The sequence below is a fragment of the Actinomycetota bacterium genome, from assembly GCA_036280995.1.
Lineage (GTDB): Bacteria > Actinomycetota > CALGFH01 > CALGFH01 > CALGFH01 > CALGFH01.
The window spans coordinates 1-21,889 of the sequence record DASUPQ010000766.1 but is presented as its reverse complement, the minus strand read 5'-3'; the positions used below and the strand labels follow the sequence as shown (position 1 = coordinate 21,889).

Sequence of the window (21,889 nt, the reverse complement as noted above, 5' to 3'; positions counted from 1 at the left end):
GGCCTGGCCCGGCTGCGGGACCGCCTCGGGGCCACCTACGCCGCCGAGCGCCTCACCGGCAACACGGAGGCCGGGACATGACCATCGAGGACCGGATCCGTCGGGTGCTGGCCGCCGCGGTGGCCGAGGAGCCGCCGCCTCGAGGTGCCCCCCTCGACCGCGTCCGCCGCCGCCGACGGCGCCGCCCGTTGCTGGCCGGCGCGGTGGCGGGGCTGCTGGTCCTGGCCGCCGTGGTCGGCCTCGCGGCGGTCAGGGACCGCCACCTGCCCGTCCCGGTCACCGACCCGACCAGGGGCTGGAAGGTCTACACCGACACCGCCCGCAACCTCCAGCTCCGCTACCCGCCCGACTGGGTGCTGCGCGAGCGGGCGCCTGGCTGGGTGCGGATCGCCCCGCCCGAGCAGGCCGCCGGGATGCTGCGCGACCAGCCCCCGTTCGCGGTCGGGGTCCGCGCCCCCGCCGCCGGCTACTACCTGGGTGAGCAGACCGGGGTGAACCTGACCAGGGGGCGGCTGGCCAGCGGCCAGGCCTACGTCGTGGTCGACGAGGACCCGACCGGCGTCCAGCTGCCGCCCGACGTCCAGCCCCCGGGCCAGCAGCTGCCGAGGCATCGGACCTACTCGATCGACTGGGGGCGCAGCTGCGCCGCCGGCGCCGGGTCCGGCTGCCGCACCCAGATCGTGCTGGCCGGCCTGTCGGCCACCCCCCACGACTCCCCGCTGTGGAGCCGCCACCGGGCCGTCGCCGAAACGATCATCGGCACGATCGCCCCGCCGACCCCGCCGGCGCCGTCCTCCGGGGACCGCAGCCGGCCGGCCTGCCGCGCCGACCAGTGGCGGCTGTTCCATCCCGGTGGCTGGTCCTACGGCGACCTGGCCCAGCGCTACGTCCTCGAGGGCGGGTTCGAGTTCCTGGGCGGCCCGCCGTGCCACCTCCGGCTGGAGCTGCGGCTGGAGGTCGAGAAGCCGCCCGGGCGGCTGCTGCCGCTGACCGGCAACCCGTCGACCATCGTGGTGGAGGGCGACCTCCCCGAGGACGCCCAGGTCGTCGACCCAAGCAGCGCCAGCATGCGGGGCACCCCGCTGAACTGGTACTGGGCCTGGCAGGAGTGGTGCAACCAGGGCCTGCCGCAGGCCAGCCTGCGGATCACGGCCGGGACCGGGGCCGGCATCAGGGTGCCCGGGCCGCCGCTGGCCGACCCGCCGGACGAGCCCGACACCGGCTGCCGCGACCGCGGGCGGCCGTCCAGGCTGACGCCGTGGCCCTGAGCCAGCCCCCCTGGGGTCAGGTGGCCGGTGTCTTGTAGTTGATTCGTCGGTGAGCGGCTGAGCTGGCAGACTCCGGGCGCCTTGTCGCCGGACCTGGAGGACCCGCTGTGACCCCAGGCCGTCAGCTGCGCCGCCCCGAGCTGCCGACTGCTGGTGCCCCCTGGTGCGAGGCGGCCCTGCCGGAGGGCTCGGTGTACCGGTTCCTGACCAGGGAGCGGGCCCAGTTGTTCCCGCCCGAGCTGTTCGCCGACCTGTTGGAGGCCACCGGGCGCCGCTCGGTGCCGCCGTCGATCCTGGCCGTGGTCATGGTCCTGCAACGGCTGGAAGGATTGAGCGACCGGGAGGCGGCCGACCGGTTCGCCTTCGATGTCCGCTGGCGGTACGCGGCCGGGGTGGCCGATGCGGTGGCTGGGGACGAGACGGCCAGCTTCGCCCACACCGTGCTGGTCGACCTGCGGGCGCGGCTGCGCCGCTCGGCCGATCCAGATCGGATCTTCCGGGTGACCTGCAGCTGGCCCGCCAGGTGGGGCTGGTCGGGGTGCGGCGGGTGCTGGACTCGGCACCCTTGGAGGACGCGGTCACCACCCAGGACACCGTCACGATGAGAGGATGACTACGCCGCGCCGGGCAAGCCGGCTTGTGACTGGACCGATCGCGCCGCCCGGGAGGCGCCAGGGGACGCCCTGGTCCGCGACGGCTACCGGGCCCACGATGCCCTGCGGGGCGAGCGGCTGAATCCCCGGGTGGCCGCGGCGGCCAGGTTGCTGGCCACCATCACCGGCCAAGACATCGAAGAGACCAACGACGGTCGCCTCCGCATCTTCAAGGGGACCGCACCGGATCGGATCATCTCGACGGTGAATCCGCAGGCACGTCACGGGCACACGACCGCCGCCCACGGCTTTGACGGCGACAAGGCGCATGTGGCCGTGGATCCCGATAGCGAGATTGGCGCCGCCGACGTCAGCGCGGCCACTAGCGGCGACGCCGTGGTCGCACCGACACTGCTCGGCGACCAGGCCGCGGGTGAGGGCGAAGGAAGCCGTGGGCAGGCGGCCCGGGCGGCGATCCATGGCGACAGCGCCTATGGCACCGGCGCCTACCTGGCCTGGCTCGACCAGCACGGGCTCACGGCGATGGTCAAGACCCAGGTCCCGACCGCCCCCGGCGGCCGGTTGGCCACCCTCGGGCTGCGCTCCACCAGCACCGGCTGGCAGCTCCAGTCCGCCTGACGACGACGACCAGCACCCCGGCTCTGCCCGCAGACCGCTACCTCAACGCGCAGACCCCACAACTCGTCAGAGAACACCGGCCACCTAGTGGGGCAGGCGCAGGCTCGCCATGCCGCCGTCGACGGCCAGGGCCGTCCCGGTGGTGGCGCCGGCCTGCGGGCCGGCCAGGTAGGCGATGGCGGCCGCCACCTCGGCGGCGCTGACCAGGCGGCCGAGCGGCTGGCGGGCCCGCAGGGCGGCCAGCTCGGCCCCGGGGTCGCCGGCCGCCTCCAGCAGGCGCCCGACCCAGGGCGTCTCGACCGTGCCGGGGGTGACGCAGTTGACCCGGATGCCGTCGCCGACGTGGTCGGCGGCCATGGCCAGGGTGAGGGCGAGCACCGCGCCCTTGCTGGCCGCGTACAGGGCGCGGTTGGGGACGCCCAGGGTGGCCACCACCGAGCAGGTGTTGACGACCGCCGCCCGGGCCGAGCGCCGCAGGTGCGGCAGGGCGGCCCGGGTCACGCGGGCGATGCCGACCACGTTGACGTCGAGGACGCGGGCCCACTCGGCGTCGTCGTTGGCGGCGACGTCGCCCTGGGCGCCGATGCCGGCGTTGTTGACCACCACGTCGAGGCCGCCGAGGTCGCCCGCGGCCCGCTCGACGGCCCGGTCGACCGCCGCCCGGTCGCCGACGTCGCAGGCCAGCCGGAGGTGCCCGCCGCCGGCCGGGCCCGGGTCGAGGTCGAGCACGGCCACACGCGCCCCACGCTCGGCCAGCAGGTCCGCGGTGGCGGCCCCGATCCCGCTGGCGCCGCCCGTGACCAGCGCCACCGTCCCGTCGAAGTCTCCCATCCCACCCTCCCGGCGATCCCTCTAGACTGAGGCCTGAATATGGAAGAGGACAGCCGCGAAGTCACGCCGCTGCGCAGCGCCCAGTGGTACGGGGGATCGGACCGCAACGCCTACATCCACCGGGCCTGGATGCGGCGGGGGCTGCCGCGGCACGCCTTCGACGGGCGGCCGCACATCGCCATCGCCAACACCGCCTCGGACCTCACGCCCTGCAACAGCCACCTGGACGAGGTGGCGGCCAGCGTCAAGGAGGGGGTCTGGGAGGCGGGCGGGGTCCCGCTCAACCTGCCGGTGGTGTCGCTGGGCGAGACCCAGGTGCGGCCCACGGCCATGCTCTGGCGCAACCTGGCCGCGATGGCCGCCGAGGAGCTGCTGCGGGCCAACCCGGTCGACGGGGCCGTGCTGCTCGGCGGCTGCGACAAGACGATCCCGGCCCTGCTGATGGCGGCGGCCTCGGTCGACCTGCCGGCCCTGGTCGTGCCCGGCGGGCCCATGCTCACCGGGCACTTCCGCGGCGCCCCGCTCGGCTGCGGCACCGACGTGTGGCGCCTGGGCGAGGAGGTGCGGGCGGGCCGGCTGTCCCGGGACACCTTCCTCGAGTCCGAGTCGGCGATGATCCGCAGCCGCGGCCACTGCAACACCATGGGCACCGCCTCGACCATGGCCTGCCTGGCCGAGGCCCTGGGGACCACCATCCCGGGCGTCGCCGGCACCCCGGCACCCGACAGCCGGCTGCTGGAGCGGGCCCACCAGAGCGGCCGGCTGGCCGTCGAGCTGGTCGCCGCCGGGCGCCGCCCCAGCGGCTTCCTGGGGCCGGGGTCGTTCCGCAACGCGATCGTCGCCCTGGCCGCCATCGGCGGGTCGACCAACGGCGTCGTCCACCTGCTGGCCCTGGCCGGCCGGCTCGGGGTCGACCTGTCGCTGGAGGACTTCGACCGCATCGGCTCCGGCGTGCCCCTGCTGGTCGACCTGCAGCCGGCCGGCCGCCACCTGATGGACGACTTCCACCGGGCCGGGGGCCTGCGGGCCGTGCTCCGCGAGGTCGCCGACCTGCTCGACCCCGACGCCCTGACCGTGACCGGCCGGCCGCTGGTCGAGCACCTGGAGGACGCCGAGCTGGTCGACCCCGAGGTGGTCCGGCCCCGCGGCCGGCCCCTCAAGGAGGCGGCCGGGATCGCCGTCCTGCGCGGCAACCTCTGCCCCGACGGCGCCGTCATCAAGCCCGCCGCCGCCTCGCCCGAGCTGCTGCGGCACCGGGGCCGGGCGGTGGTGTTCGACAGCATCGAGGACCTCCACGCCCGCCTCGACGACCCGGCCCTGGAGGTCGACGAGACCTCCGTGCTGGTCCTGCGGGGCTGCGGCCCCAAGGGCTACCCGGGGATGCCCGAGGTCGGCAACATGCCCCTGCCGGCCCGGCTGCTGGAGCGGGGCGTCCGCGACATGGTCCGGGTCAGCGACGGCCGCATGAGCGGCACCGCCTACGGCACCGTGGTCCTCCACGTCGCCCCCGAGGCGGCCGCCGGCGGCCCCCTCGGCCTGGTCCGCACCGGCGACCCGATCGTCCTTGACGTCCCCGCCCGCCGCCTCCACCTCGACGTCCCGCCCGAGGACCTGGCCCGCCGGACCCCGCCGGAGGCGGCCACCGCCGCCTATGCGGCCCCGCCCAGCGGCTGGCAGCGCCTCTACGTCGACCACGTCCTCCAGGCCGACCGCGGCGCCGACCTCGACTTCCTGGTCGGCCGCCGCGGCTCCGAGGTCACCCGCGAGTCCCACTGACGCCCGCCTGGGTTTGGCGTCCCGGGTCGCCGGGGACCCGGACACCCGACAGCCGCACAGGGAGTGTGGAGATGGACGCTGACGAAAGGGCGCGCAGGCGGGCGGCGCAGAACAAGACCCGGAACGCGACCCAGAAGGTCAAGGGCCAGCTCAAGGAGGCGGCCGGGCGGGTCACCGGCGACGAGCGCCTGGAGGCCGGGGGCCGGGCCGACAAGACCAAGGCCAACCTCAAGCAGGCCGGCGAGAAGGTCAAGGACGCCTTCCGCGGTCGCTAGGCGCTAGGGCAGCGACAGGCCCAGGTCGGCTCCTGAGCCGGGCTGTCACCACCCCTGGCCGGGGTCGAAGGCCTGGCCGGGGTCGGGGGCGTCTTCGCGCCGCACGGTCGCCTCGATGAGGCCGTAGGGCCGGTCGTCGGCGTGGAAGACCTCGTTGTCGTTCTCCAGCCCGAAGCGGTCCAGGTCGTAGACGAAATGGTGCTTGTTCGGGGCCGAGAAGCGGACCTCGGCGATCTCCGGCAGGCCGTCGAGCACGGCCGACCCCATCTCGTAGAGGGTGTGCTGCAGGGCCAGGCTGTGGTGGCCGGCGAAAGTGTCCTGGAGGACCGACAGCACCTGGTCGTACGACTTGCCCCACTCGACGTCCTCGCTGGTGTGGTACCACTGGGCGAGCAGCGAGGTGGCCATGATCCGGTCGTTGGTGGGCTGCAGGCTCGTGTACTGGTCGACGATGTAGCCCCAGAACTCCGAATCGGTGGTCTTGAGCAGGACCAGGTCCTTGACCCCGGAGACGATCCAGGTGGTCGACCCGTCGTAGGTGACGGTGGCCGTGCGCACGTAGCGCCCGTCGCGGACGAAGGCGTGCGGGTTGGCCAGCCGCGACCACGGGAACATCTCCAGCTTCACCCGCGCCCAGGTGATCGGCTCGGTGTTGTCGACGAAGTGGCGGGCCAGCCTGATCCCGAACGACTCCGGCTGGGCGACGACGTCGTCCTCCTTGGCGAAGGCGTAGACGGTGTTCTTCTGGGTGTCGGTGGGCAGCGTCGGCGAGTTGTCGCCGGTCAGGTGGGGGGCGTCCTGGCCGCCGGAGAGGGCGACGCTGACGTTGTAGTCGACCAGCTCGTGGGGGTCGCGGTCGCGGAAGACCCGGACGACCCGGTTCTCCGCCTTGCCGTACTGGTTGTGACCGAGCACCGCGGCCATGTGGCGTCACCTCCTGGCTAGGAACCTCTGTAGGTGGAGAACGCGAACGGGCTGAGCAGGAGCGGGACGTGGTAGTGGCCGCCGCCGGCGGTGACCTCGAACACGACCGGGACCTCGGGGTAGAAGCCGGTCTGGCCGGTGGCGGCGAACCACTCGCCGGTGGCGAACACCAGCCGGTGCACGCCGGCCTCGAGGCCGCCGGGGGCGAGGTCGCGGACCCGGCCGTCGTCGTCGGTCACGCCGGCGCCGAGCGGCCGCCAGCCGTCGCCGTCGCGGCGGTCCAGCGTCACCCGGACCCCGGCGGCGGGCCGCCCCGAGGCGGCGTCGAGGACGTGGGTCGAGAGCGTGGTCATGACGGCGCCACCAGCGACCGCACCGCCTCGGGCAGGTCGCCCGGGTCGCCGACCGGCCGGGTGGCGGCCACCGCCTCGGCCTCGGCCGGGGTCAGGCCGCCGTCCCGTTCCAGGACCTCGCGGGCCTGGCCGACCGGCAGGCTGTTGAGCCAGCGCAGGCCGAGCGCGGCCAGGCCCTCGGCGCTCAGCTCCCCGTAGAGCCGCACCCTGGCCATGCCGCCGTCGGGGTACACGTCCAGCCGGGCGCCGGTGACCTCGCCGGCCGCGGGCAGCCGGAACAGGTGCCGGGTGTCCGGCTGGAGCCGGGTCCGGGGCAGCAGCTCGGTCCAGCCGCCGGCCTCGCCGGCGGTGCCGCGCAGGCTGGCCCAGCCGGGGGCGTTGCCGACGAAGTAGCGGGTGTCCAGCTCGGCCAGCCGGACCACTCCCGGCCCGGCCAGGGCGAGCTCGACCCAGTCGTTGCCGTCGTCGCGCCGCCGGGCTGTCTCCCAGCCCTCGCCCATGACCCGGGCCTCGCCCGGGGAGATGAGGTTGGCCGGCGAGGAGTAGAACATGTTGCTGCAGCCCGTCACCACGCCCCCGTTGACCAGGGCGGCCAGGTCGATGGGGCCGGCGGCCAGGAAGCGGGGGTCGGGCACGACCTCGCCGTGGACGCGCAGCCGGGCCACGCCGCCGTCGGGGTAGATGGACAGCCGCACGTGGGTGCAGCGCTGGGGCGCGTCCACCGGGAAGGGGTTCTGGGCGTCGCCCTTGACCGGCGAGCGCGGCACCAGCGGCACCCAGGAGGCCGCCTCGAGCTCGTCCGGGGACGGGTAGCCCTCGATCCCGGCCCCCTCGACCGACACCTCGGGCGGGTAGTTGCCCTTGAAGAACGCCGTGTCGACGACCACCCCGCGCACCACCCCGGCCGCGCCCAGGCGCACGACCGCGTGGTCGTGCCCGGGCTCGCGCCGGCGCCGCGTCTCCCAGCCGTCGTAGACCTGGCCCTTGTGCCCGAAGGTGTAGGTCGAGTACTCGGGCGGCTCGGGCTTGATCAGGTTCTCCCGCTCGGCGAACAGCTCGTCGTTGGCCGAGACCACGCTCCCGCCGAGGCGACGCGAGGCCAGGTCGGGCAGCCGGGTGAAGTGGTCACCCATCGGCTAGCTCCTCCTCTCGGTTTGCGGTCGTCGCGCTATCGTCGCGCATCCAGTCGGCCGCGACCCGCTCGGCGAGCCGCTCCAGCAGGGGGCCGGCCTCGGCCATGCAGCGCCCGGGGTCGGGCTCGAGGTCGGTGAGGGCGTAGGCGGCCAGGATGCCCGCCGGCTCCAGCTCGGACGGGGACAGCAGCGAGCGGCCGGCCACCGCGACCACCGGGATCCCGGAGGCGCGGGCGGCCGCGGCCACCCCGGCCGGCGCCTTGCCGTGCAGGGTCTGGCCGTCGAGCGACCCCTCCCCCGTGATCACCAGCCCCGCCCCCGGCAGCACGGCGCGGAAGCCGACCAGGTCGAGGACCAGGTCGATGCCCGAGGCCAGGGTCGCGCCGAGCACGGCCAGGACGGCGAACCCGACGCCGCCGGCCGCGCCCGCGCCCGGGGTCGCGGCCTCGTCCCGGCCGGTGGCCCGGCGGACGGCGTCGGCCCAGCGGGCCAGGGCGGCGTCCAGCTCGGCCACGCCGGCCGGGGACGCCCCCTTCTGGGGGCCGTACACGGCCGCCGCCCCCCTGGGGCCGAGCAGGGGGTTGTCGACGTCGCTGGCCACCACGACCTCGGCGGTGGCCAGGGCCGGGTGCAGGCCGGCCAGGTCGAGCGAGCGGACCGCGGCCAGCGCCGCCCCGCCGCGCCCGACCTCCCCGCCGTGCTCTCCGGCCAGGCGCCCGCCCAGCGCCTGGACCAGGCCGGCGCCGCCGTCGGTGCCGGCGCTGCCCCCGATGCCGAGGACGACCCGGCGGCAGCCGGCGTCCAGGGCGGCCCGGATCACCTGGCCGGTGCCGTAGCTGGAGGCGGTCCGGGCGGCCAGGCGCCCGCCGGGAAGCCGGCCCAGCCCGGACACGTCGGCCAGCTCGACCACGGCCACGCCGTCGCGCTCGGCGTAGGCGGTCTCGACCGGCTCGCCGGTGGGCCCCTCGGCCCGGACGGGGACGCGGCGGTAGCCGGCCTCGACGGCCGCCTCCAGGGTCCCGTCGCCGCCGTCGGCGACCGGCATCTCGAGCACCTCGGCGCCGGGGGCGGCGCGGGCCAGCCCGGCGGCGACCCGGGCGGCCACCTGGGCCGCGGTCAGGGAGCCCTTGAACTTGTCCGGGGCGACGACGACGCGCATCAGTCGAGGAACTGCATCTCGTCGAGGTCGAGGGCGCCGAGGGCGGTGGGGGCGTCCTCGCCGCGCAGGGCCAGCTCCTCGAACTCGACGACGTTGTCGATCTCGGTCCCCATGGAGATGTTGGTCACCCGCTCCAGGATGATCTCGACCACGACCGGCACCCGGAACTCGGCCATGAGCTTCCTGGCCTCCTCGAAGGCCGGGGCGATCTCGCCCGGCTCGCGCACCCGCAGGGCCTTGCAGCCGAAGCCCTCGGCCACCTTGACGTGGTCGACCCCGTAGCCGCCGACCTCCGGGGAGTTGACGTTGTCGAAGGCCAGCTGCACGCAGTAGTCGATGTCGAAGGCCCGCTGGGCCTGGCGGATCAGCCCCAGGTAGGAGTTGTTCACCAGCACGTGGAGGTAGGGCAGGTTGAACTGGGCCCCGACGGCCAGCTCCTCGATCATGAACTGGAAGTCGTAGTCGCCCGACAGGGCGACCACGGTGGCGTCGGGCTCGGCCACGCACACGCCCAGGGCGGCCGGCAGGGTCCAGCCCAGCGGGCCCGCCTGGCCGGCGTTGATCCAGTGGCGGGGCCGGTAGACGTGGAGGAACTGCCCGGCGGCGATCTGCGACAGGCCGATGGTGCTGACGTAGCGGGTGTCCTTGCCGAAGGCCCGGTTCATCTCCTCGTAGACCCGCTGCGGCTTCACCGGCACGTCGTCGAAGTGGGTGCGCCGCAGCATGGTCCGCTTGCGCTCCTGGCACTCGGCGACCCAGCCCGACCGGTCCGGCAGCCGCCCGGCGTCGCGGCGCTCCCGGGCCGCCTCCACGAACAGCTCGAGGGCCGCGCCTGCGTCCGAGACGATGCCGAGGTCGGGGGCGAAGACGCGGCCGATCTGGGTGGGCTCGATGTCGACGTGGACGAAGCGGCGGCCGCGGGTGTAGGTGTCGAGCCCGCCGGTGTGGCGGTTGGCCCAGCGGTTGCCGATGCCGACCACGACGTCGGAGGCGAGCAGGTTGGCGTTGCCGTAGCGCTGGGCGGTCTGCAGCCCGGCCATGCCGACCATCAGCCGGTGGTCGTCGGGGATGGCCCCCCAGCCCATCAGCGTCGGGATCACCGGGACGCCGACCAGCTCGGCGAACTCCACCAGCAGGTCGGCGGCGTCGGCGTTGATGATCCCGCCGCCGGCCACGATCAGCGGCCGCTCGCCCGCCTCGAGCAGGTCAAGGGCCCTGTCGACCTGGACCCGGGTGGCCGCCGGCCGGGGGACCGGGAGCGGCTCGTAGCCGTCGACGTCGAAGGAGATCTCGGCCATCTGCACGTCGAAGGGCAGGTCGAGCAGGACCGGCCCGGGACGGCCGGAGCGCATCAGCTGGAACGCCTGCTGGAACGCGCCCGGCACCTGGGCCGGCTCCAGCACCGTGGTCGCCAGCTTGGTCACCGGCTTGGCGATGGCGGCGATGTCGACGGCCTGGAAGTCCTCCTTGTGCAGCCGGGCCGTGGGAGCCTGCCCGGTGATGCAGAGGATCGGGATGGAGTCGGCGGCCGCCGAGTACAGGCCGGTGATCATGTCGGTGCCGGCCGGGCCCGAGGTGCCGACGCAGACGCCGATGTTGCCGGCCCGGGCCCGGGTGTAGCCCTCGGCCATGTGGGCCGCGCCCTCGACGTGGCGGGCCAGCACGTGCTGGATGGCGCCGCTGTCCCGCAGGGCGGCGTAGAAGGGGTTGATGGCCGCGCCCGGCACCCCGAAGGCGTGGGTCACGCCTTCGCGCTGCAGGATCTGGACGGCGGCGGCGATCGCTCTCATTCGGGGCATGGCGAGCTCCTGGGTACCCGGTGACGGTCAGCCGCGGCCCGACAGCCGCTCGACCAGCTTGAGCAGCGCCGAGTGGTCCAGGCCGCCGTCGCCCTGGGCCTTGAGGCTGGCGACCAGCTGGGCCACGACGGCGCCGAGGGGGATGACCACGCCGGCCTGGCGGGCGGCCGAGGTGACGATCCCCATGTCCTTGTCGTGCAGCTCGATCCGGAACCCGGGGGTGAAGTCGCGGCGCAGCATGGCCGCGCCCTTGCGGTCGAAGATGGCGTTGCCGGCCAGGCCACCGGCCAGCACCTTGACCGCGGCCTCGGTGTCGACCCCGTAGGCCTCCAGGAAGACGATGGCCTCGGCCACCAGCTCGATGGTGCCGGCCACGATCAGCTGGTTGGCGGCCTTGACGGTCTGGCCGGACCCGGCCGGTCCGACGTGGACCACCGTCTTGCCGACCGCCTCGAGGACGGGCCGGGCGTCGGCGAAGTCGGCGGCCTCCCCGCCGACCATGATGGACAGGGTGGCGTCGATGGCCCCCTGCTCGCCCCCGCTCACCGGGGCGTCGAGGACGCGCATGCCCCGCTCCCGGCCGGCCTCGGCGACCCTCCTGGCCACGTCGGGGCGGATCGAGCTCATGTCGACGTGCAGGGTGCCCGGCTTGGCGTGGGCGTAGATGCCGTCCTCCCCCAGCGCCACCGCCTCCACGTCGGGCGAGTCGGGGACCATGGTGATGACCACGACGGCGTCGCGGACGGCGTCGGCGAGCCCGTCGGCCCCGCGGCCCCCCTGTTCGACGAGCCGCCGGACCGGCTCGGGGGAGCGGTTGTGGCCGACGACGTCGAAGCCGGCCTTGACGAGGTTGGCGGCCATCGGGCCGCCCATGATGCCGAGGCCGATGAAGCCGACGGTTGCTGGCATCGCGTGTCTCCTTGAAGGTCAGGCGCCGCGGCGCTCGCGGGGCAGCCAGTCGAAGCTGTCGGCGCTGGCCCCGCTGGGCTTGTACTCCAGCCCGACCCAGCCGTCGTAGCCGCCGGCGGCGAGGGCGCCGAGGTGGCGGTCGAGGTCGAGCGAGCCCGTGCCCGGCTCATGGCGCCCGGGCGCGTCGGCGATCTGCACGTGGGCGACCCGGTCGCCGTAGGCGCCGATCGCCTGGTCGAGGTCGTCGCCGTTGGTGGCCAGGTGGTAGAGGTCGCAGAGGAAGCCGAGGTTGTCCACGCCGGTCTCGGCGGCGACGCGGTCGACCACCCCGACGGCGTCGGCGGCCGTCCGCAGGGGGTAGCGGTCGGCGCCGCTCACCGGCTCGACCAGCACGGTGCCGCCGATCGAGGCCGCGGCCCGCCCCGCGACGGCCAGGTTCTCGGTGGCGAGCTCGTCCTGGGCGGCCGGGTCGGCGCCCTCCACCCGGTTGCCGTAGAGGGCGTTGAAGGCGCGGCAGCCCAGCCGCTCCCCGATGCCGACCGTGACCTCGACGTTGTCCCGGAACTCGCCGGAGCGGGCGGGCCAGGACACCAGCCCGCGGTCGCCGCCGGGCAGGTCCCCGGCGAAGAAGTTCAGGCCGATCAGCCGGACGCCGGCGTCGCCGACCGAGCGGACGAACGCGTCAACCTCGCGGTCGGAGGGCACGGCCACCGGGAACGGCCACCAGAACTCGACCGCCCGGAACCCGGCCGCCCGCGCCGCCGCCGGGCGCTCGTGCAGCGGCAGCTCGGTGAACAGGATGGAGCAGTTGACCTCGTAGCGCAGGGAATGGGCCGCCATCGTGCCTTCCGCATTGTGGAGTATTCTTTCCAGTGGAATCTACGTGGTCGGGTGGGCCGGGTCAAGGGCGACCACGGCCTCGCTATATGCTGGTGCGACGGGACGGAGAGGACGGGAGCGGCCAGGTTGACCACGACCGAGGGACGGACGCACGGCGGGGTGCAGTCCATCGAGCGGGCGTTCGAGATCCTGGAGTGCATGGCCGACGCCGGCGGCGAGCTGACCCTCACCGAGCTGGTCAACCGCACCGGGCTGCCGATGCCCACCATCCACCGGCTGATGCGCACCCTGGTCGACCGCGGCTACGTGCGCCAGGAGCCCTCCCGCCGCTACGCTCTCGCCCCCCGGCTCATCCGGCTGGGCGACAGCGCCAGCCGCCTGCTCGGCATCTGGGTCGGCCCCCACCTGACCAACCTGGTGGACGCCCTCGGCGAGACCGCCAACATGGCCCTGCTCGACGGCGACCAGGTCCTCTACGTCGCCCAGGCGCCCTCGCGCCACTCCATGCGCACCTTCACCGAGGTCGGCCGGCGGGTCCTGCCCCACTGCACCGGCGTCGGCAAGGCCCTGCTCGCCCAGCTCGGCCCGGCCGAGGCCGAGGAGATCGTGATCCGCAACGGCATGCCCGCCCTGACGCCCGAGACGATCACCAGCCCGGTCGCCCTCCAGCGCGAGCTGGCCCTGGTCCGTGCCCGCGGCTACGCCCTCGACAACGGCGAGCAGGAGATCGGCGTCCAGTGCATCGCCGTCCCCGTGCCCGGCGCCCCCGCCCTGACGGCCATCTCCATCTCCGGCCCCGACGCGCGCCTCACCCCGCCGGTCGTCGAGCGCGCCGTCCCCCTCCTCCAGGAGGCCGCCCGCCACCTCACGGCGGAGCTCTCCTACCGCGACGCCACCGCCTGAGCGGGGCGTCAGGGCGTCCCGCGGCCCTCCGGCGTGTAGACGCCGAGGTGGCCGGCCGGCACCTCGACGGTGGCCGCCAGGGACCGCGCGTCGGCCAGCCCCGGGTGCAGCGCGACCAGCGGCTCGCCCCGACCGTGCTCCTCGTACCAGGTCCGCACCCCGTCCAGGTCGACGTAGGTCCCCATGGGGTATGCCCTCGCTACCGGGTTCCGGTGGCGGGGGCTGCTGGGGGCTGGCCGAGGTGCAAGGCCCGGGAGGCCCGGACCAGGGTGCGGGCCACCTTGGCCGGCATCGAGTCTGGGGCGGGAACGCCGACCGGGCGGACGCGGCCGTTGTGGATCGCGGCGCAACGCCAGCCCTCCGGGCTGCGGACGACGACGATGGTGTTGCGGGTCAGGCGTCGCTTGGGCAGCCGCTTGCGCCAGGCGACCAGCACCGACCCGGTGGCGTGCATCACCGCCACACCGTCGCCGAGGTCCCGGATCGACTCCACCTCTCCGACCAGCGCCGAGCCGAACAGCACCCCGCGGAACAGCTTGTCGTGGGAGGCCACCATCGCGTCCCGGCCCCGCTCCCAGTAGCCGTCGAAGGAGACATAGTCGCAGTCAGCGGTGAAGCAGCGGCCATAGGCCACCGCGTCGCCGTCGCTCCAGGCCCGGCACATCTGGTCGAACAAGGCCCTGATCTGCTGCTCGTCGTTCATCATCGCTCCTTGGTGGTCGCCTGGCCGCCGATGGCCGGGCCGGGCTGGCGACCGCCGGCCGCCAGCACCTGGGCCCGCAGCAGGGCCCCACGCCGGTAGGCGAGGTCGGTCGCCCGGGTCAGGAACTCGGCGATGGCGGCCAGCTGGTCGGCGTCGAGCCCCTCCAGCAGCTCCCCGGCGTCGGGCAGGGCGTCGAACACCTGCTGGATCTCGTGCGCCGCCTCCCGGGTCGGGTACAGCACCTGCTTGCGCCGGTCCTGGGGATGGGGCTCCCGTCGCAGCCAGCCCGAGCGCTCCAGCCGGGCCACCACCCCGGTGACCGCCCCGCTGGTCAGGCCGGTGATCGCGGCCAGCTCGCTGGCCGTCAGGGGGGCCCGCTCCCAGAGCAGGTCCAGGCACTTGTGGTCGGTCGGGCCCAGCCCCAGGCGCTCGGCCAGGGCGTGGTGGAACAGCACGGTCGCGGTGCTGTGCCGGCGGGCCAGCGACCCGTTGATCTCGGACGCCAACCCGGCCCGATCCGCCCCCCGAAGCACCGTCATGCCCTCTCTCCTCCTCATGTAGCTTAGTTACTAAGTTAACTGGTGAACGGATCCTGGTCAAGCTGCGCTACTGTGGCCGGGTGCGAGTGGCGACCTGGAACGTGAACTCGGTCAAGCAGCGGGTGCCCCGGCTGCTGCCCTGGCTCGACCAGCGGCAGCCCGACGTCGTCTGCCTGCAGGAGACCAAGCTCACCGATCGCAAGTTCACCGAGCTCCTCGGCGACGAGCTCGCCGGCCGCGGCTACGAGGTCGCGCTCCACGGGGAGGGCCAGTGGAACGGCGTGGCCATCCTCTCCAGGCTGGGGCTGGGGGAGGTCGTGCGCGGGGTGCCGGGCGCACCCGGGTTCCCGCGCCCGGAGGCGCGGGCCGTGGCCGCGACCTGCGGCGGCATCCGGGTGTGGTCCGTGTACGTGCCGAACGGGCGGGTGCCGGAGTCCGACCACTACCGCTACAAGCTGGCCTGGCTGGCCGCGCTGCGGGACGACGTGGCCGCCGGTCCGGACGCGACGATCGTCTGCGGGGACATGAACATCGCCCCGACCGACGCCGACGTGTTCGACCCGGCCGCCTACGTCGGCCAGACTCACGTCACCCCGCCGGAGCGGGCGGCCCTGGCCGGGCTGCAGGCGCTCGGCCTGTGCGACGTCGTGCGGGACCGCTGGCCGGATGAGCGGGTGTTCACCTACTGGGACTACCGGGCCGGCATGTTCCACCAGGACCTGGGCATGCGGATCGACCTGGTGCTGGCCTCGGCGACCGTCGCCGGCCGGGTCCGGGCGGCCTGGGTGGACCGGCAGGCCCGCAAGGGCTCCGGGCCCAGCGACCACGCCCCCGTGATCGTCGACCTGGACGAGGCGCCGGACGGCGACATCGGGCCGGTCGTCCCGCCACCGTCCGCCCCGGTCATCAGGCAGCGCCCGGCCAAGCTCCCCCAGGCGCGGCCGCCGGCCTAGCGGATGCCCACGCCCGCCTGTCCGGCCTGGACCGGGACGGCCCACTCGAGTCGGCGACCGCTTCGGCGACCCGCACCTGATGGCGCTCGGCCGGGGACGCCGTAGACGTCGGCGACCTTGCCGGCCGAACCGCCGTGCCGGTGAGGACTCGCCGGGGGACGCCGCACGGCGGAATAAGTGTGGCGGTCGCACCCGTTGATGTAGATGCAAACGCATGAACTTGACCCGGACCGGCGCGAATGCCGAGCGCCGGTGCGGGGATGTGAAGGAGACCTGCAATGCAGTTCGGAGTGTTCTCGGTCAGCGACATCACCCGGGATCCGGTGTCGGGAGCGACGCCCAGTGAGGCCGAGCGGATCGACGCGATCGCACGGATCGCCCAGAAGACCGAGGAGGTTGGGCTGGACGTGTTCGCCATCGGCGAGCACCACAACCCTCCCTTCTTCTCGTCGGCGCCGACCACGCTGCTGTCGTTCATCGCCGCGACGACCAAACGGCTGATCGTGTCCACGGCGACGACGCTGATCACCACCAACGACCCGGTGCGGATCGCCGAGGAGTACGCCCTGCTGCAGCACCTGTCCAAGGGCCGGATGGACCTGATGCTCGGGCGTGGCAACACGGCCCCGGTGTACCCGTGGTTCGGCCAGGACATCCGCCAGGGCCTGCCCCTGGCGTTGGAGAACTACAACCTGCTGCACCGGTTGTGGCGGGAGGACGTGGTGGACTGGCAGGGGAGGTTCCGCACCCCGCTGCAGGGCTTCACCTCGATCCCGCGGCCGCTGGACGACGTTCCGCCGTTCGTGTGGCACGGCTCGATCCGCACGCCCGAGATCGCCGAGCAGGCCGCCTACTACGGCGACGGCTTCTTCGCCAACCACATCTTCTGGCCCAAGGAGCACTTCATGCGGCTGATCGGCTTCTACCGGCAGCGCTACGCCCACTACGGCCACGGCACCGAGCGGCAGGCGATCGTCGGCCTGGGTGGCCAGGCGTACATCGCCCGCCGGTCGCAGGACGCCATCGCCGAGTTCCGCCCCTACTTCAACGAGGCGCCGGTCTATGGGCACGGTCCGTCGTTGGAGGAGTTCATGGAGATGACACCGTTGTCGGTGGGCAGCCCACAGGAGGTCATCGACAAGACCCTGACCTTCCGCGAGCACTTCGGCGACTACCAGCGCCAGCTGTTCCTGATCGACCACGCCGGCCTGCCGCTGGCGACCGTGCTGCACCAGCTCGACCTGCTCGGCGGGGAGGTCGTGCCCACCCTGCGCAAGGAGCTGGCCGCCAGGCGCGACCCGGAGGTCCCCGACGCGCCGACCCACGCCAGCCTGGTCAAGGCCAAGTACGGCGACCAGCCGCCCCGCCAGCCACGTCCCAACGCCAACCGCGGGGACAACGTCACCGGTGCCTCCCCCTACCAGGACACCGACCCGGTCCTGCAGGCCAGCTACCCGAGCCTGTGATGGCCAGCAGGACCCGACTGGCCAACGACGCCTGGGAGGCCCTGCTGTCCGCCCACGCCCGGCTGATGAAGCAGTTCGCGGCCGAGGACAGCTGGCAGGACCTGTCCATGCGGGAGTACGACGTGCTCTACACCCTGTCCAAGCGCCGCGAGCCGGTGCGCATGGGCGAGCTGCACCGGCAGGTCCTGCTCAGCCAGCCGGCGCTGTCGCGCATGGTGGACCGGCTGGTCGAACGCGGCCTCGTCGCGCGCCGCCCGGACCCCGCCGATGGGCGCGGCGTGCGCCTGTCGCTGACCGACGCCGGCCGGGAGATCCAGCGTCAGATCGGCCGTCGGCATGCCCGCTCCGTCGCCCGTGCGCTGACCGCCGAGCTGAGCCCGGACGAGCTGCGGCAGCTGGCGACGATCGGCTGGAAGCTGGCCGGTCGACCGGCCGCCACCGACACATCAACCAGCCACGACAAGGAGCTCGCACGCACATGACCACCACCGACAGGCAGCCGTTCACGCTCGTGGTCGTCACCGCCGGGACCAGCGACCCCTCCTCGACGCGGATGCTGGCCGATCAGCTCGCCCAGCGCGTCACCGACCTGGCCGGCCGCCGCGGCAACGAGGTGGCCACCCGCGTCATCGACCTGCGCGAGCTGGCCACCGAGCTCACCACCGCGATGGTGTCCCAGCTGGTCGGACCGAAGCTGCAGCAGGCGGTGGCCGCCCTCGGCGAGGCGGACGGCATCGTGGCCAGCACCCCGGTCTATGCCGCCGGAGCCAGCGGCCTGTTCACCTCGTTCTTCCAGGTCCTGGACAACGACCTGCTCATCGCCAAGCCGGTCGTGCTCGCCGCCACCGCGGGAACGGCCCGGCACGCCCTGGTCGTCGACGAGCAACTGCGGTCGCTGTTCGCCTACCTGCGGACCATGACCGTGCCGACCTCGCTGTTCGCCGCCCCGGAGGACTGGAGCGACCCGGCGCTGGCCAGGCGCATCGACCGGGCCGCCCTCGAGCTCCTGCTCCTCATGGAGAGCGGGTTCGCCCAGCAGGTCAGGGACGAGTCCTGGCACAGCTACCAGCACGAGTTCGGCAGCGCCGGCGGAACCGAGCTGACCATCGACCTCGACTCCGAGCTCATGCGCCTGGCCACCGGCGGGTCCGCCACCTGAACGTAGCATTCCAGGCACTTCGGCCAGCAGTATGCCGGTTCGCTTCGAGGAGCGGCTGAGGCGGTCGGCTCGGCTCAGGCGCCTACGGGCGAGCCCAAGGGCACGCCCTGGCACCCCACCGCGGCTTCGAGACCGTCACCTCCATGATCGACGGGGTGTTCCGGCACAGGACTCCAACGGCGGCGGCGGGCTGATCACCGACCGACAATGCTCCAAGAGCCGATAGGACGACCAGACGGGCAGGCTCGTCACGTCGCGGCGGCGCCCGTCTCAGCGGACATGCCGTGGAGTAGCCTGCGGACCTCGGCGAGCATGGCCGTCTGAGCGGCGCTCGGGTCCTCGGCGCGTGCGACGACCATCGCCCCCTCGCACAGCGCGCCGAACAGCAGGCTCACCAGCGGGCCCGCAGGCCGCGGCGCGATACGGCCCGCTGAGATCGCCCGCTCGATGCCGACTGCCATCATCGACAGCATCTCACCCTCCAGCTCGCGGATCGTGTCCCAGCCGAGGGCCGGCTGGGCGTCGAGCAGGACGATGCGCTGGGTCCGTGGCTGGCGGCAGGCTTCGAGGAACGCACGGCAGCCGGCCTCGAAGCCCGTCCACGGATCGGCCTCGGCGAGGTAGGCGGTGCGTGCGGCTGCGGCCAGGCGCTCGACCTCGCGCGCGAAGACCGCGGCGAACAGCTCCCGCTTGGAGTCGAAGTGGTGGTAGAGGGCGCCCTTGGTCACGCCCGCGGCGACGGCGACGGCGTCGAGGGACGTGGCCTCGTAGCCGTCCTCGCCGAACAGCTCGTGGGCGGCGCTGACGAGGGCTGTGGTCGTCGCCGCGGTGCGCTCGCGCTGCGTTCGGCCCGCTCGTGCCCTAGCCATGCGGCGAAGATAGCGCGTCGACGGGTGCGTGACTGTTTCGTTCCGACGTTCCCCACGGTCCGGGACTCTTCCCGCTCAGCGCACCCGGTAGATCCGGTAGTCGATGTGGTCTTTCGAGAGTTCGTTGTAGGCGACGGAAACCACCTCGTTGAGCCAGGCATAGCGCTCGTCGCCGGTCTCGAATCGAGGAGTCGTCCGCACGTAGGTCTCGCCCCAGGGCAGGCGATCGCCCGCGGCCAGCCGGCGCATGCCGTCGGCAGGGAGTTGCGCCACGCCGCCGACCGTGGTGTGGATGAGTGCGCCGTCGTCGGTGCGCAGCGTCGCGCGCACGTCCAGCCGGCCGATCGCGTCGCTACCGACCACCACCCAGTCGCCTCCACCAGGGAGTATCTCGCCACGCAGCCTTGGCCCGGAGACCCTGCCGCGCTTGACGACGAAGGTCATCCGTGTTCCGAGCGGCGTGGTGAGCACCTGCGCGGGCTCGAGGTCGACGCTGAAGTCGGCGAGGTGCTCGACGGGGAGCGCCGAAAGGGCTGGAAGCTCGTGGAGGAAACTGGGCTCACTTGCGGTTGCCGTGCTCACCTTGGCCTCCTTGCGGCCGCAGGACTGGTAAGTTACATACTTAGAGTATGTAATACCCTACTCTGGGTATGCAAGGGTCTGAGGAAGGAGCGATCAGCGCATGCGAGTGATCAGCCAGCCCGAATTCGAGCGGGAGGCGAAGCGCTTTTTGAGCGGGGCTCCTGTTCAGGACGGGCCGATGCCCTACGACGACCTGGTCGCCAGCCGAGCGAGCCGGCCGGACCCGGATCTGGCGGGAACGCCCGAGAAGGTCAGGATCCGCGCCGAGATGCTCCTCCCGCTGCCTGAGGCACCCATCCGCGTCCGCCTGTACCGCGACGCGCGCTCGACCCCACAGCCGCTGCTGCTCTGGTTGCACGGGGGCGCGTTCGTCGGCGGATCCTTGGACGACATCGACGTCGCCTGCGCCAGCCTGGCGCGGCGGACAGGGCTGACGGTCCTTTCCCTGGACTACCGGCTCGCGCCCGAGCACCCGTTCCCCGCGGCGGTGCACGACACCTACGACGCCATCTCGTGGCTGGAGGAGCACGGCGAGGCCGTCGGCGGCGACGGCCGCCTGATAGCCGGCGGGCAGAGCGCTGGGGCGAACCTGGTGGCGGCGGCCTGCCTCATGGCGCGTGACCGGGGGCGGGCGCCGGTGGCCCGCCAGGTCCTGTGCTACCCGTGGCTCGACCTCGGCACCGACTCGGAGTCGCACCGCCGCTTCGACGGCATCGACGGCGTCCAGCCCGGCCGCGACGAGTGGTACCGGTCGCAGTACCTGGCCGGCCAGGCCGCCACCCCGTATTCGGCGCCGCTGCTCGCGCCGGACCTCGCCGGGCTCCCGCCGGCCCTGGTCCTGGCCGCCAGGCCCTAGATGTAGTTCCCGTGAGGGTTGTTGACAGTTGAGGGTCCCCTCGATCGGCTTGGGTTGTCGAAGCCTCGAGCCGGGAGGGGACCCTCATGGCCCATCGTAATGCTCGGCTGACCGAGTTCGGTCGGCTGTTGCTGGTCCAGCGCATCACCGAGCTGGGCTGGCCGCCCGCCCAGGCGGCCGAGAGCCTGGGGGTGTCGCGGGCCACGGCCTACAAGTGGCTTGGCCGCTACCGCTGCGAAGGCCCGGCCGGCCTGGCCGACCGGAGCTCGCGACCCCGTCGCTGTCCGCATGCCTTGTCGGCCAGCCAGGTCCGGCGGGTGCTGGCCGCCCGGCGGCGCCGCCGCCAGGGTCCCCATCGGCTCGGCTACCACCTGGCCATGCCACGCTCGACCGTCTATGGGGTGCTGCGCCGCCACGGGATGAGCCGGCTGGCCCACACCGACCGGACCAGCGGCGTGGTCGTGCGCTATGAGCGGGAGCGGCCCGGCGAGCTGGTCCACCTGGACGTCAAGAAGCTGGGCCGCATCCCCGACGGCGGCGGCCACAAGGTCCATGGCCGCGCCGTTGCCAAGCGTGGTCGGGGTATCGGCTACGACTATGTCCACTCGGCCGTTGATGACCGCTCCCGGGTCGCCTTCAGCCAGCTCCTGGACGACGAGACCGCCACCACCTGCGCTCGCTTCCTGGTCGAGGCGGCCGGCTTCTTCGCCGACCAAGGGGTGCGGATCGAGCGGGTGCTGACCGACAACGCCAAGGCCTATGCCGAGTCGCTGGTCTTTGCCGAGACGGCCGCTGGGCTCGGCATCCGCCTCAAGCGGACCCGCCGCTACCGGCCCCAGACCAACGGCAAGGTCGAACGGTTCAACAAGACCCTGCTCGATGAATGGGCCTACGCACGGCTGTACCGCTCCAACAACGAGCGTCGTCGGGCCCTCGCTCGTTGGCTGCGGTTCTACAATCACCGCCGACCGCACACCTCGCTCGACGGCCTGACCCCGATGGCGATCCTCGTCAACAACGTTGGTGGGAAGCACACCTAGACCGCACGAGCATGAGACCAAACCCCTACACCTCACAAGTCACGACTGACGAGCCACTAGCCGCTCTTGCTGGGCGTCAAGCGAGAACGGCTGGCGCTCCTCGTCGGTAGAGATACGCCGGTAGATGGCAACTCTCACGACAATTCCTCCTGCCTCCAGCTCCTGCCAGCGACCCTACCTCGACCTCGGGCGTCAAGAGCAGGCCGTTGCGCTTCGCGCTCGAGCTGGCCAATCAGCAGGTCAGCAATCGCCGAGATCGCCTGCTCACGACGGTCAGCCGGCATTCGACCTACGAGCGGCCGGCGCACACCGAGCACTGC

The 21,889-nt window shown here is 73.3% G+C and carries 24 protein-coding genes and 1 pseudogene; 12 read left to right on the top strand and 13 right to left on the bottom strand.

Going from position 1 to position 21,889, the window contains the following annotated elements; translation table 11 throughout:
- Positions 1-77: 77 nt before the first annotated feature.
- The 3 genes and pseudogenes from VF468_25660 (at position 78) to VF468_25650 (ending at position 2,500) form a co-directional block, all read left to right on the top strand.
- On the top strand, positions 78-1,268 hold the full coding sequence (locus VF468_25660; GenBank protein ID HEX5881674.1) for a hypothetical protein: 1,191 nt from the start codon (positions 78-80) through the stop codon (positions 1,266-1,268).
- Between the two features lie 107 nt (positions 1,269-1,375).
- Positions 1,376-1,873, top strand: coding sequence for a transposase (locus tag VF468_25655; protein HEX5881673.1), 498 nt, complete (start codon positions 1,376-1,378; stop codon positions 1,871-1,873).
- 177 nt (positions 1,874-2,050) lie between these two features.
- Positions 2,051-2,500 (top strand): annotated as a pseudogene (locus VF468_25650) (transposase).
- A gap of 84 nt (positions 2,501-2,584) precedes the next feature.
- Here the strand turns inward: VF468_25650 and VF468_25645 are convergent.
- Entirely contained in the window at positions 2,585-3,331 is a 747-nt protein-coding gene (locus tag VF468_25645; protein ID HEX5881672.1) for an SDR family oxidoreductase, read from the bottom strand.
- A gap of 39 nt (positions 3,332-3,370) precedes the next feature.
- Here VF468_25645 and VF468_25640 point away from each other — a divergent pair, with 39 nt between their 5' ends.
- Both VF468_25640 and VF468_25635 read left to right on the top strand, forming a co-directional pair.
- The gene (locus VF468_25640) at positions 3,371-5,107 is read left to right on the top strand and encodes an IlvD/Edd family dehydratase (GenBank protein HEX5881671.1); all 1,737 of its coding nucleotides are present in this window, start codon (positions 3,371-3,373) and stop codon (positions 5,105-5,107) included.
- A gap of 71 nt (positions 5,108-5,178) precedes the next feature.
- Positions 5,179-5,382 carry a CsbD family protein gene (locus tag VF468_25635; protein ID HEX5881670.1) on the top strand — a complete coding sequence of 68 codons (204 nt, stop codon included), beginning with the start codon at positions 5,179-5,181 and terminating at the stop codon, positions 5,380-5,382.
- 45 nt (positions 5,383-5,427) lie between these two features.
- Here the strand turns inward: VF468_25635 and pucL are convergent, their stop codons facing one another.
- From pucL to VF468_25600, 7 genes are read right to left on the bottom strand one after another with little or no spacing between them, the layout of a single operon-like run.
- Complete coding sequence (pucL, locus tag VF468_25630) at positions 5,428-6,306, bottom strand: urate oxidase (protein ID HEX5881669.1); 879 nt, start codon at positions 6,304-6,306, stop codon at positions 5,428-5,430.
- A 17-nt stretch (positions 6,307-6,323) separates the two neighbouring features.
- On the bottom strand, positions 6,324-6,659 hold the full coding sequence (gene uraH, locus VF468_25625) for a hydroxyisourate hydrolase (GenBank protein HEX5881668.1): 336 nt from the start codon (positions 6,657-6,659) through the stop codon (positions 6,324-6,326).
- Entirely contained in the window at positions 6,656-7,792 is a 1,137-nt protein-coding gene (alc, locus tag VF468_25620; GenBank protein HEX5881667.1) for an allantoicase, read from the bottom strand. The genes uraH and alc overlap by 4 nt, the downstream gene beginning before the upstream one ends.
- Positions 7,785-8,951 (bottom strand): glycerate kinase, encoded by a 1,167-nt coding sequence (locus VF468_25615; GenBank protein ID HEX5881666.1) that lies wholly within the window; start codon positions 8,949-8,951, stop codon positions 7,785-7,787. The genes alc and VF468_25615 overlap by 8 nt, the downstream gene beginning before the upstream one ends.
- Entirely contained in the window at positions 8,951-10,750 is a 1,800-nt protein-coding gene (gene gcl, locus VF468_25610) for a glyoxylate carboligase (protein ID HEX5881665.1), read from the bottom strand. Before gcl ends, VF468_25615 begins: the two co-directional genes overlap by 1 nt.
- A gap of 27 nt (positions 10,751-10,777) precedes the next feature.
- Complete coding sequence (locus VF468_25605) at positions 10,778-11,659, bottom strand: 2-hydroxy-3-oxopropionate reductase (GenBank protein HEX5881664.1); 882 nt, start codon at positions 11,657-11,659, stop codon at positions 10,778-10,780.
- Between the two features lie 18 nt (positions 11,660-11,677).
- Positions 11,678-12,499: a TIM barrel protein gene (locus VF468_25600; protein ID HEX5881663.1), complete on the bottom strand. Its 822-nt coding sequence runs from the start codon at positions 12,497-12,499 to the stop codon at positions 11,678-11,680.
- 126 nt (positions 12,500-12,625) lie between these two features.
- Between VF468_25600 and VF468_25595 the strand changes: the two genes are divergently transcribed.
- Positions 12,626-13,402, top strand: coding sequence for an IclR family transcriptional regulator (locus tag VF468_25595; protein HEX5881662.1), 777 nt, complete (start codon positions 12,626-12,628; stop codon positions 13,400-13,402).
- Positions 13,403-13,410: 8 nt separating this feature from the next.
- On the opposite strand, the gene VF468_25590 is transcribed toward VF468_25595, so the two are convergent.
- From VF468_25590 to VF468_25580, 3 genes are read right to left on the bottom strand one after another with little or no spacing between them, the layout of a single operon-like run.
- Positions 13,411-13,587 carry a hypothetical protein gene (locus VF468_25590; GenBank protein HEX5881661.1) on the bottom strand — a complete coding sequence of 59 codons (177 nt, stop codon included), beginning with the start codon at positions 13,585-13,587 and terminating at the stop codon, positions 13,411-13,413.
- 14 nt (positions 13,588-13,601) lie between these two features.
- A complete protein-coding gene (locus VF468_25585) occupies positions 13,602-14,105 on the bottom strand; it encodes an SgcJ/EcaC family oxidoreductase (GenBank protein HEX5881660.1) in 504 nt (167 codons plus the stop codon).
- Positions 14,105-14,644, bottom strand: coding sequence for a MarR family transcriptional regulator (locus tag VF468_25580; protein HEX5881659.1), 540 nt, complete (start codon positions 14,642-14,644; stop codon positions 14,105-14,107). Before VF468_25580 ends, VF468_25585 begins: the two co-directional genes overlap by 1 nt.
- An 80-nt stretch (positions 14,645-14,724) precedes the next feature.
- Here VF468_25580 and VF468_25575 point away from each other — a divergent pair, with 80 nt between their 5' ends.
- The 4 genes from VF468_25575 to VF468_25560 all read left to right on the top strand — a co-directional run bounded on the left by VF468_25575 (position 14,725) and on the right by VF468_25560 (position 18,222).
- Positions 14,725-15,597, top strand: coding sequence for an exodeoxyribonuclease III (locus tag VF468_25575; GenBank protein ID HEX5881658.1), 873 nt, complete (start codon positions 14,725-14,727; stop codon positions 15,595-15,597).
- A gap of 278 nt (positions 15,598-15,875) precedes the next feature.
- Complete coding sequence (locus tag VF468_25570; protein ID HEX5881657.1) at positions 15,876-17,063, top strand: LLM class flavin-dependent oxidoreductase; 1,188 nt, start codon at positions 15,876-15,878, stop codon at positions 17,061-17,063.
- The gene (locus VF468_25565) at positions 17,063-17,545 is read left to right on the top strand and encodes a MarR family transcriptional regulator (protein ID HEX5881656.1); all 483 of its coding nucleotides are present in this window, start codon (positions 17,063-17,065) and stop codon (positions 17,543-17,545) included. Before VF468_25570 ends, VF468_25565 begins: the two co-directional genes overlap by 1 nt.
- On the top strand, positions 17,542-18,222 hold the full coding sequence (locus tag VF468_25560; protein ID HEX5881655.1) for a CE1759 family FMN reductase: 681 nt from the start codon (positions 17,542-17,544) through the stop codon (positions 18,220-18,222). The genes VF468_25565 and VF468_25560 overlap by 4 nt, the downstream gene beginning before the upstream one ends.
- A 248-nt stretch (positions 18,223-18,470) precedes the next feature.
- On the opposite strand, the gene VF468_25555 is transcribed toward VF468_25560, so the two are convergent.
- Positions 18,471-19,091, bottom strand: a complete 621-nt coding sequence (locus VF468_25555) for a helix-turn-helix domain-containing protein (GenBank protein HEX5881654.1) — start codon at positions 19,089-19,091, stop codon at positions 18,471-18,473.
- 75 nt (positions 19,092-19,166) lie between these two features.
- Entirely contained in the window at positions 19,167-19,673 is a 507-nt protein-coding gene (locus VF468_25550) for a DUF3237 domain-containing protein (GenBank protein ID HEX5881653.1), read from the bottom strand.
- Between the two features lie 178 nt (positions 19,674-19,851).
- Here VF468_25550 and VF468_25545 point away from each other — a divergent pair, with 178 nt between their 5' ends.
- A complete protein-coding gene (locus VF468_25545) occupies positions 19,852-20,529 on the top strand; it encodes an alpha/beta hydrolase (GenBank protein ID HEX5881652.1) in 678 nt (225 codons plus the stop codon).
- Positions 20,530-20,615: 86 nt separating this feature from the next.
- Positions 20,616-21,569, top strand: coding sequence for an IS481 family transposase (locus VF468_25540; protein HEX5881651.1), 954 nt, complete (start codon positions 20,616-20,618; stop codon positions 21,567-21,569).
- Positions 21,570-21,889 lie beyond the last annotated feature (320 nt).

Excerpts from the sequence above, each read along its gene's own strand:
- VF468_25660 (HEX5881674.1), top strand. The coding sequence starts at position 78 with ATGACCATCGAGGACCGGATCCGTCGGGTGCTGGCCGCCGCGGTGGCC.
- VF468_25645 (HEX5881672.1), bottom strand. The coding sequence starts at position 3,331 with ATGGGAGACTTCGACGGGACGGTGGCGCTGGTCACGGGCGGCGCCAGC.
- VF468_25640 (HEX5881671.1), top strand. The coding sequence starts at position 3,371 with ATGGAAGAGGACAGCCGCGAAGTCACGCCGCTGCGCAGCGCCCAGTGG.
- VF468_25635 (HEX5881670.1), top strand. The coding sequence starts at position 5,179 with ATGGACGCTGACGAAAGGGCGCGCAGGCGGGCGGCGCAGAACAAGACC.
- pucL (HEX5881669.1), bottom strand. The coding sequence starts at position 6,306 with ATGGCCGCGGTGCTCGGTCACAACCAGTACGGCAAGGCGGAGAACCGG.
- uraH (HEX5881668.1), bottom strand. The coding sequence starts at position 6,659 with ATGACCACGCTCTCGACCCACGTCCTCGACGCCGCCTCGGGGCGGCCC.
- alc (HEX5881667.1), bottom strand. The coding sequence starts at position 7,792 with ATGGGTGACCACTTCACCCGGCTGCCCGACCTGGCCTCGCGTCGCCTC.
- VF468_25615 (HEX5881666.1), bottom strand. The coding sequence starts at position 8,951 with ATGCGCGTCGTCGTCGCCCCGGACAAGTTCAAGGGCTCCCTGACCGCG.
- gcl (HEX5881665.1), bottom strand. The coding sequence starts at position 10,750 with ATGCCCCGAATGAGAGCGATCGCCGCCGCCGTCCAGATCCTGCAGCGC.
- VF468_25605 (HEX5881664.1), bottom strand. The coding sequence starts at position 11,659 with ATGCCAGCAACCGTCGGCTTCATCGGCCTCGGCATCATGGGCGGCCCG.
- VF468_25600 (HEX5881663.1), bottom strand. The coding sequence starts at position 12,499 with ATGGCGGCCCATTCCCTGCGCTACGAGGTCAACTGCTCCATCCTGTTC.
- VF468_25590 (HEX5881661.1), bottom strand. The coding sequence starts at position 13,587 with ATGGGGACCTACGTCGACCTGGACGGGGTGCGGACCTGGTACGAGGAG.
- VF468_25585 (HEX5881660.1), bottom strand. The coding sequence starts at position 14,105 with ATGAACGACGAGCAGCAGATCAGGGCCTTGTTCGACCAGATGTGCCGG.
- VF468_25580 (HEX5881659.1), bottom strand. The coding sequence starts at position 14,644 with ATGACGGTGCTTCGGGGGGCGGATCGGGCCGGGTTGGCGTCCGAGATC.
- VF468_25570 (HEX5881657.1), top strand. The coding sequence starts at position 15,876 with ATGCAGTTCGGAGTGTTCTCGGTCAGCGACATCACCCGGGATCCGGTG.
- VF468_25565 (HEX5881656.1), top strand. The coding sequence starts at position 17,063 with ATGGCCAGCAGGACCCGACTGGCCAACGACGCCTGGGAGGCCCTGCTG.
- VF468_25560 (HEX5881655.1), top strand. The coding sequence starts at position 17,542 with ATGACCACCACCGACAGGCAGCCGTTCACGCTCGTGGTCGTCACCGCC.
- VF468_25555 (HEX5881654.1), bottom strand. The coding sequence starts at position 19,091 with ATGGCTAGGGCACGAGCGGGCCGAACGCAGCGCGAGCGCACCGCGGCG.
- VF468_25545 (HEX5881652.1), top strand. The coding sequence starts at position 19,852 with ATGCCCTACGACGACCTGGTCGCCAGCCGAGCGAGCCGGCCGGACCCG.
- VF468_25540 (HEX5881651.1), top strand. The coding sequence starts at position 20,616 with ATGGCCCATCGTAATGCTCGGCTGACCGAGTTCGGTCGGCTGTTGCTG.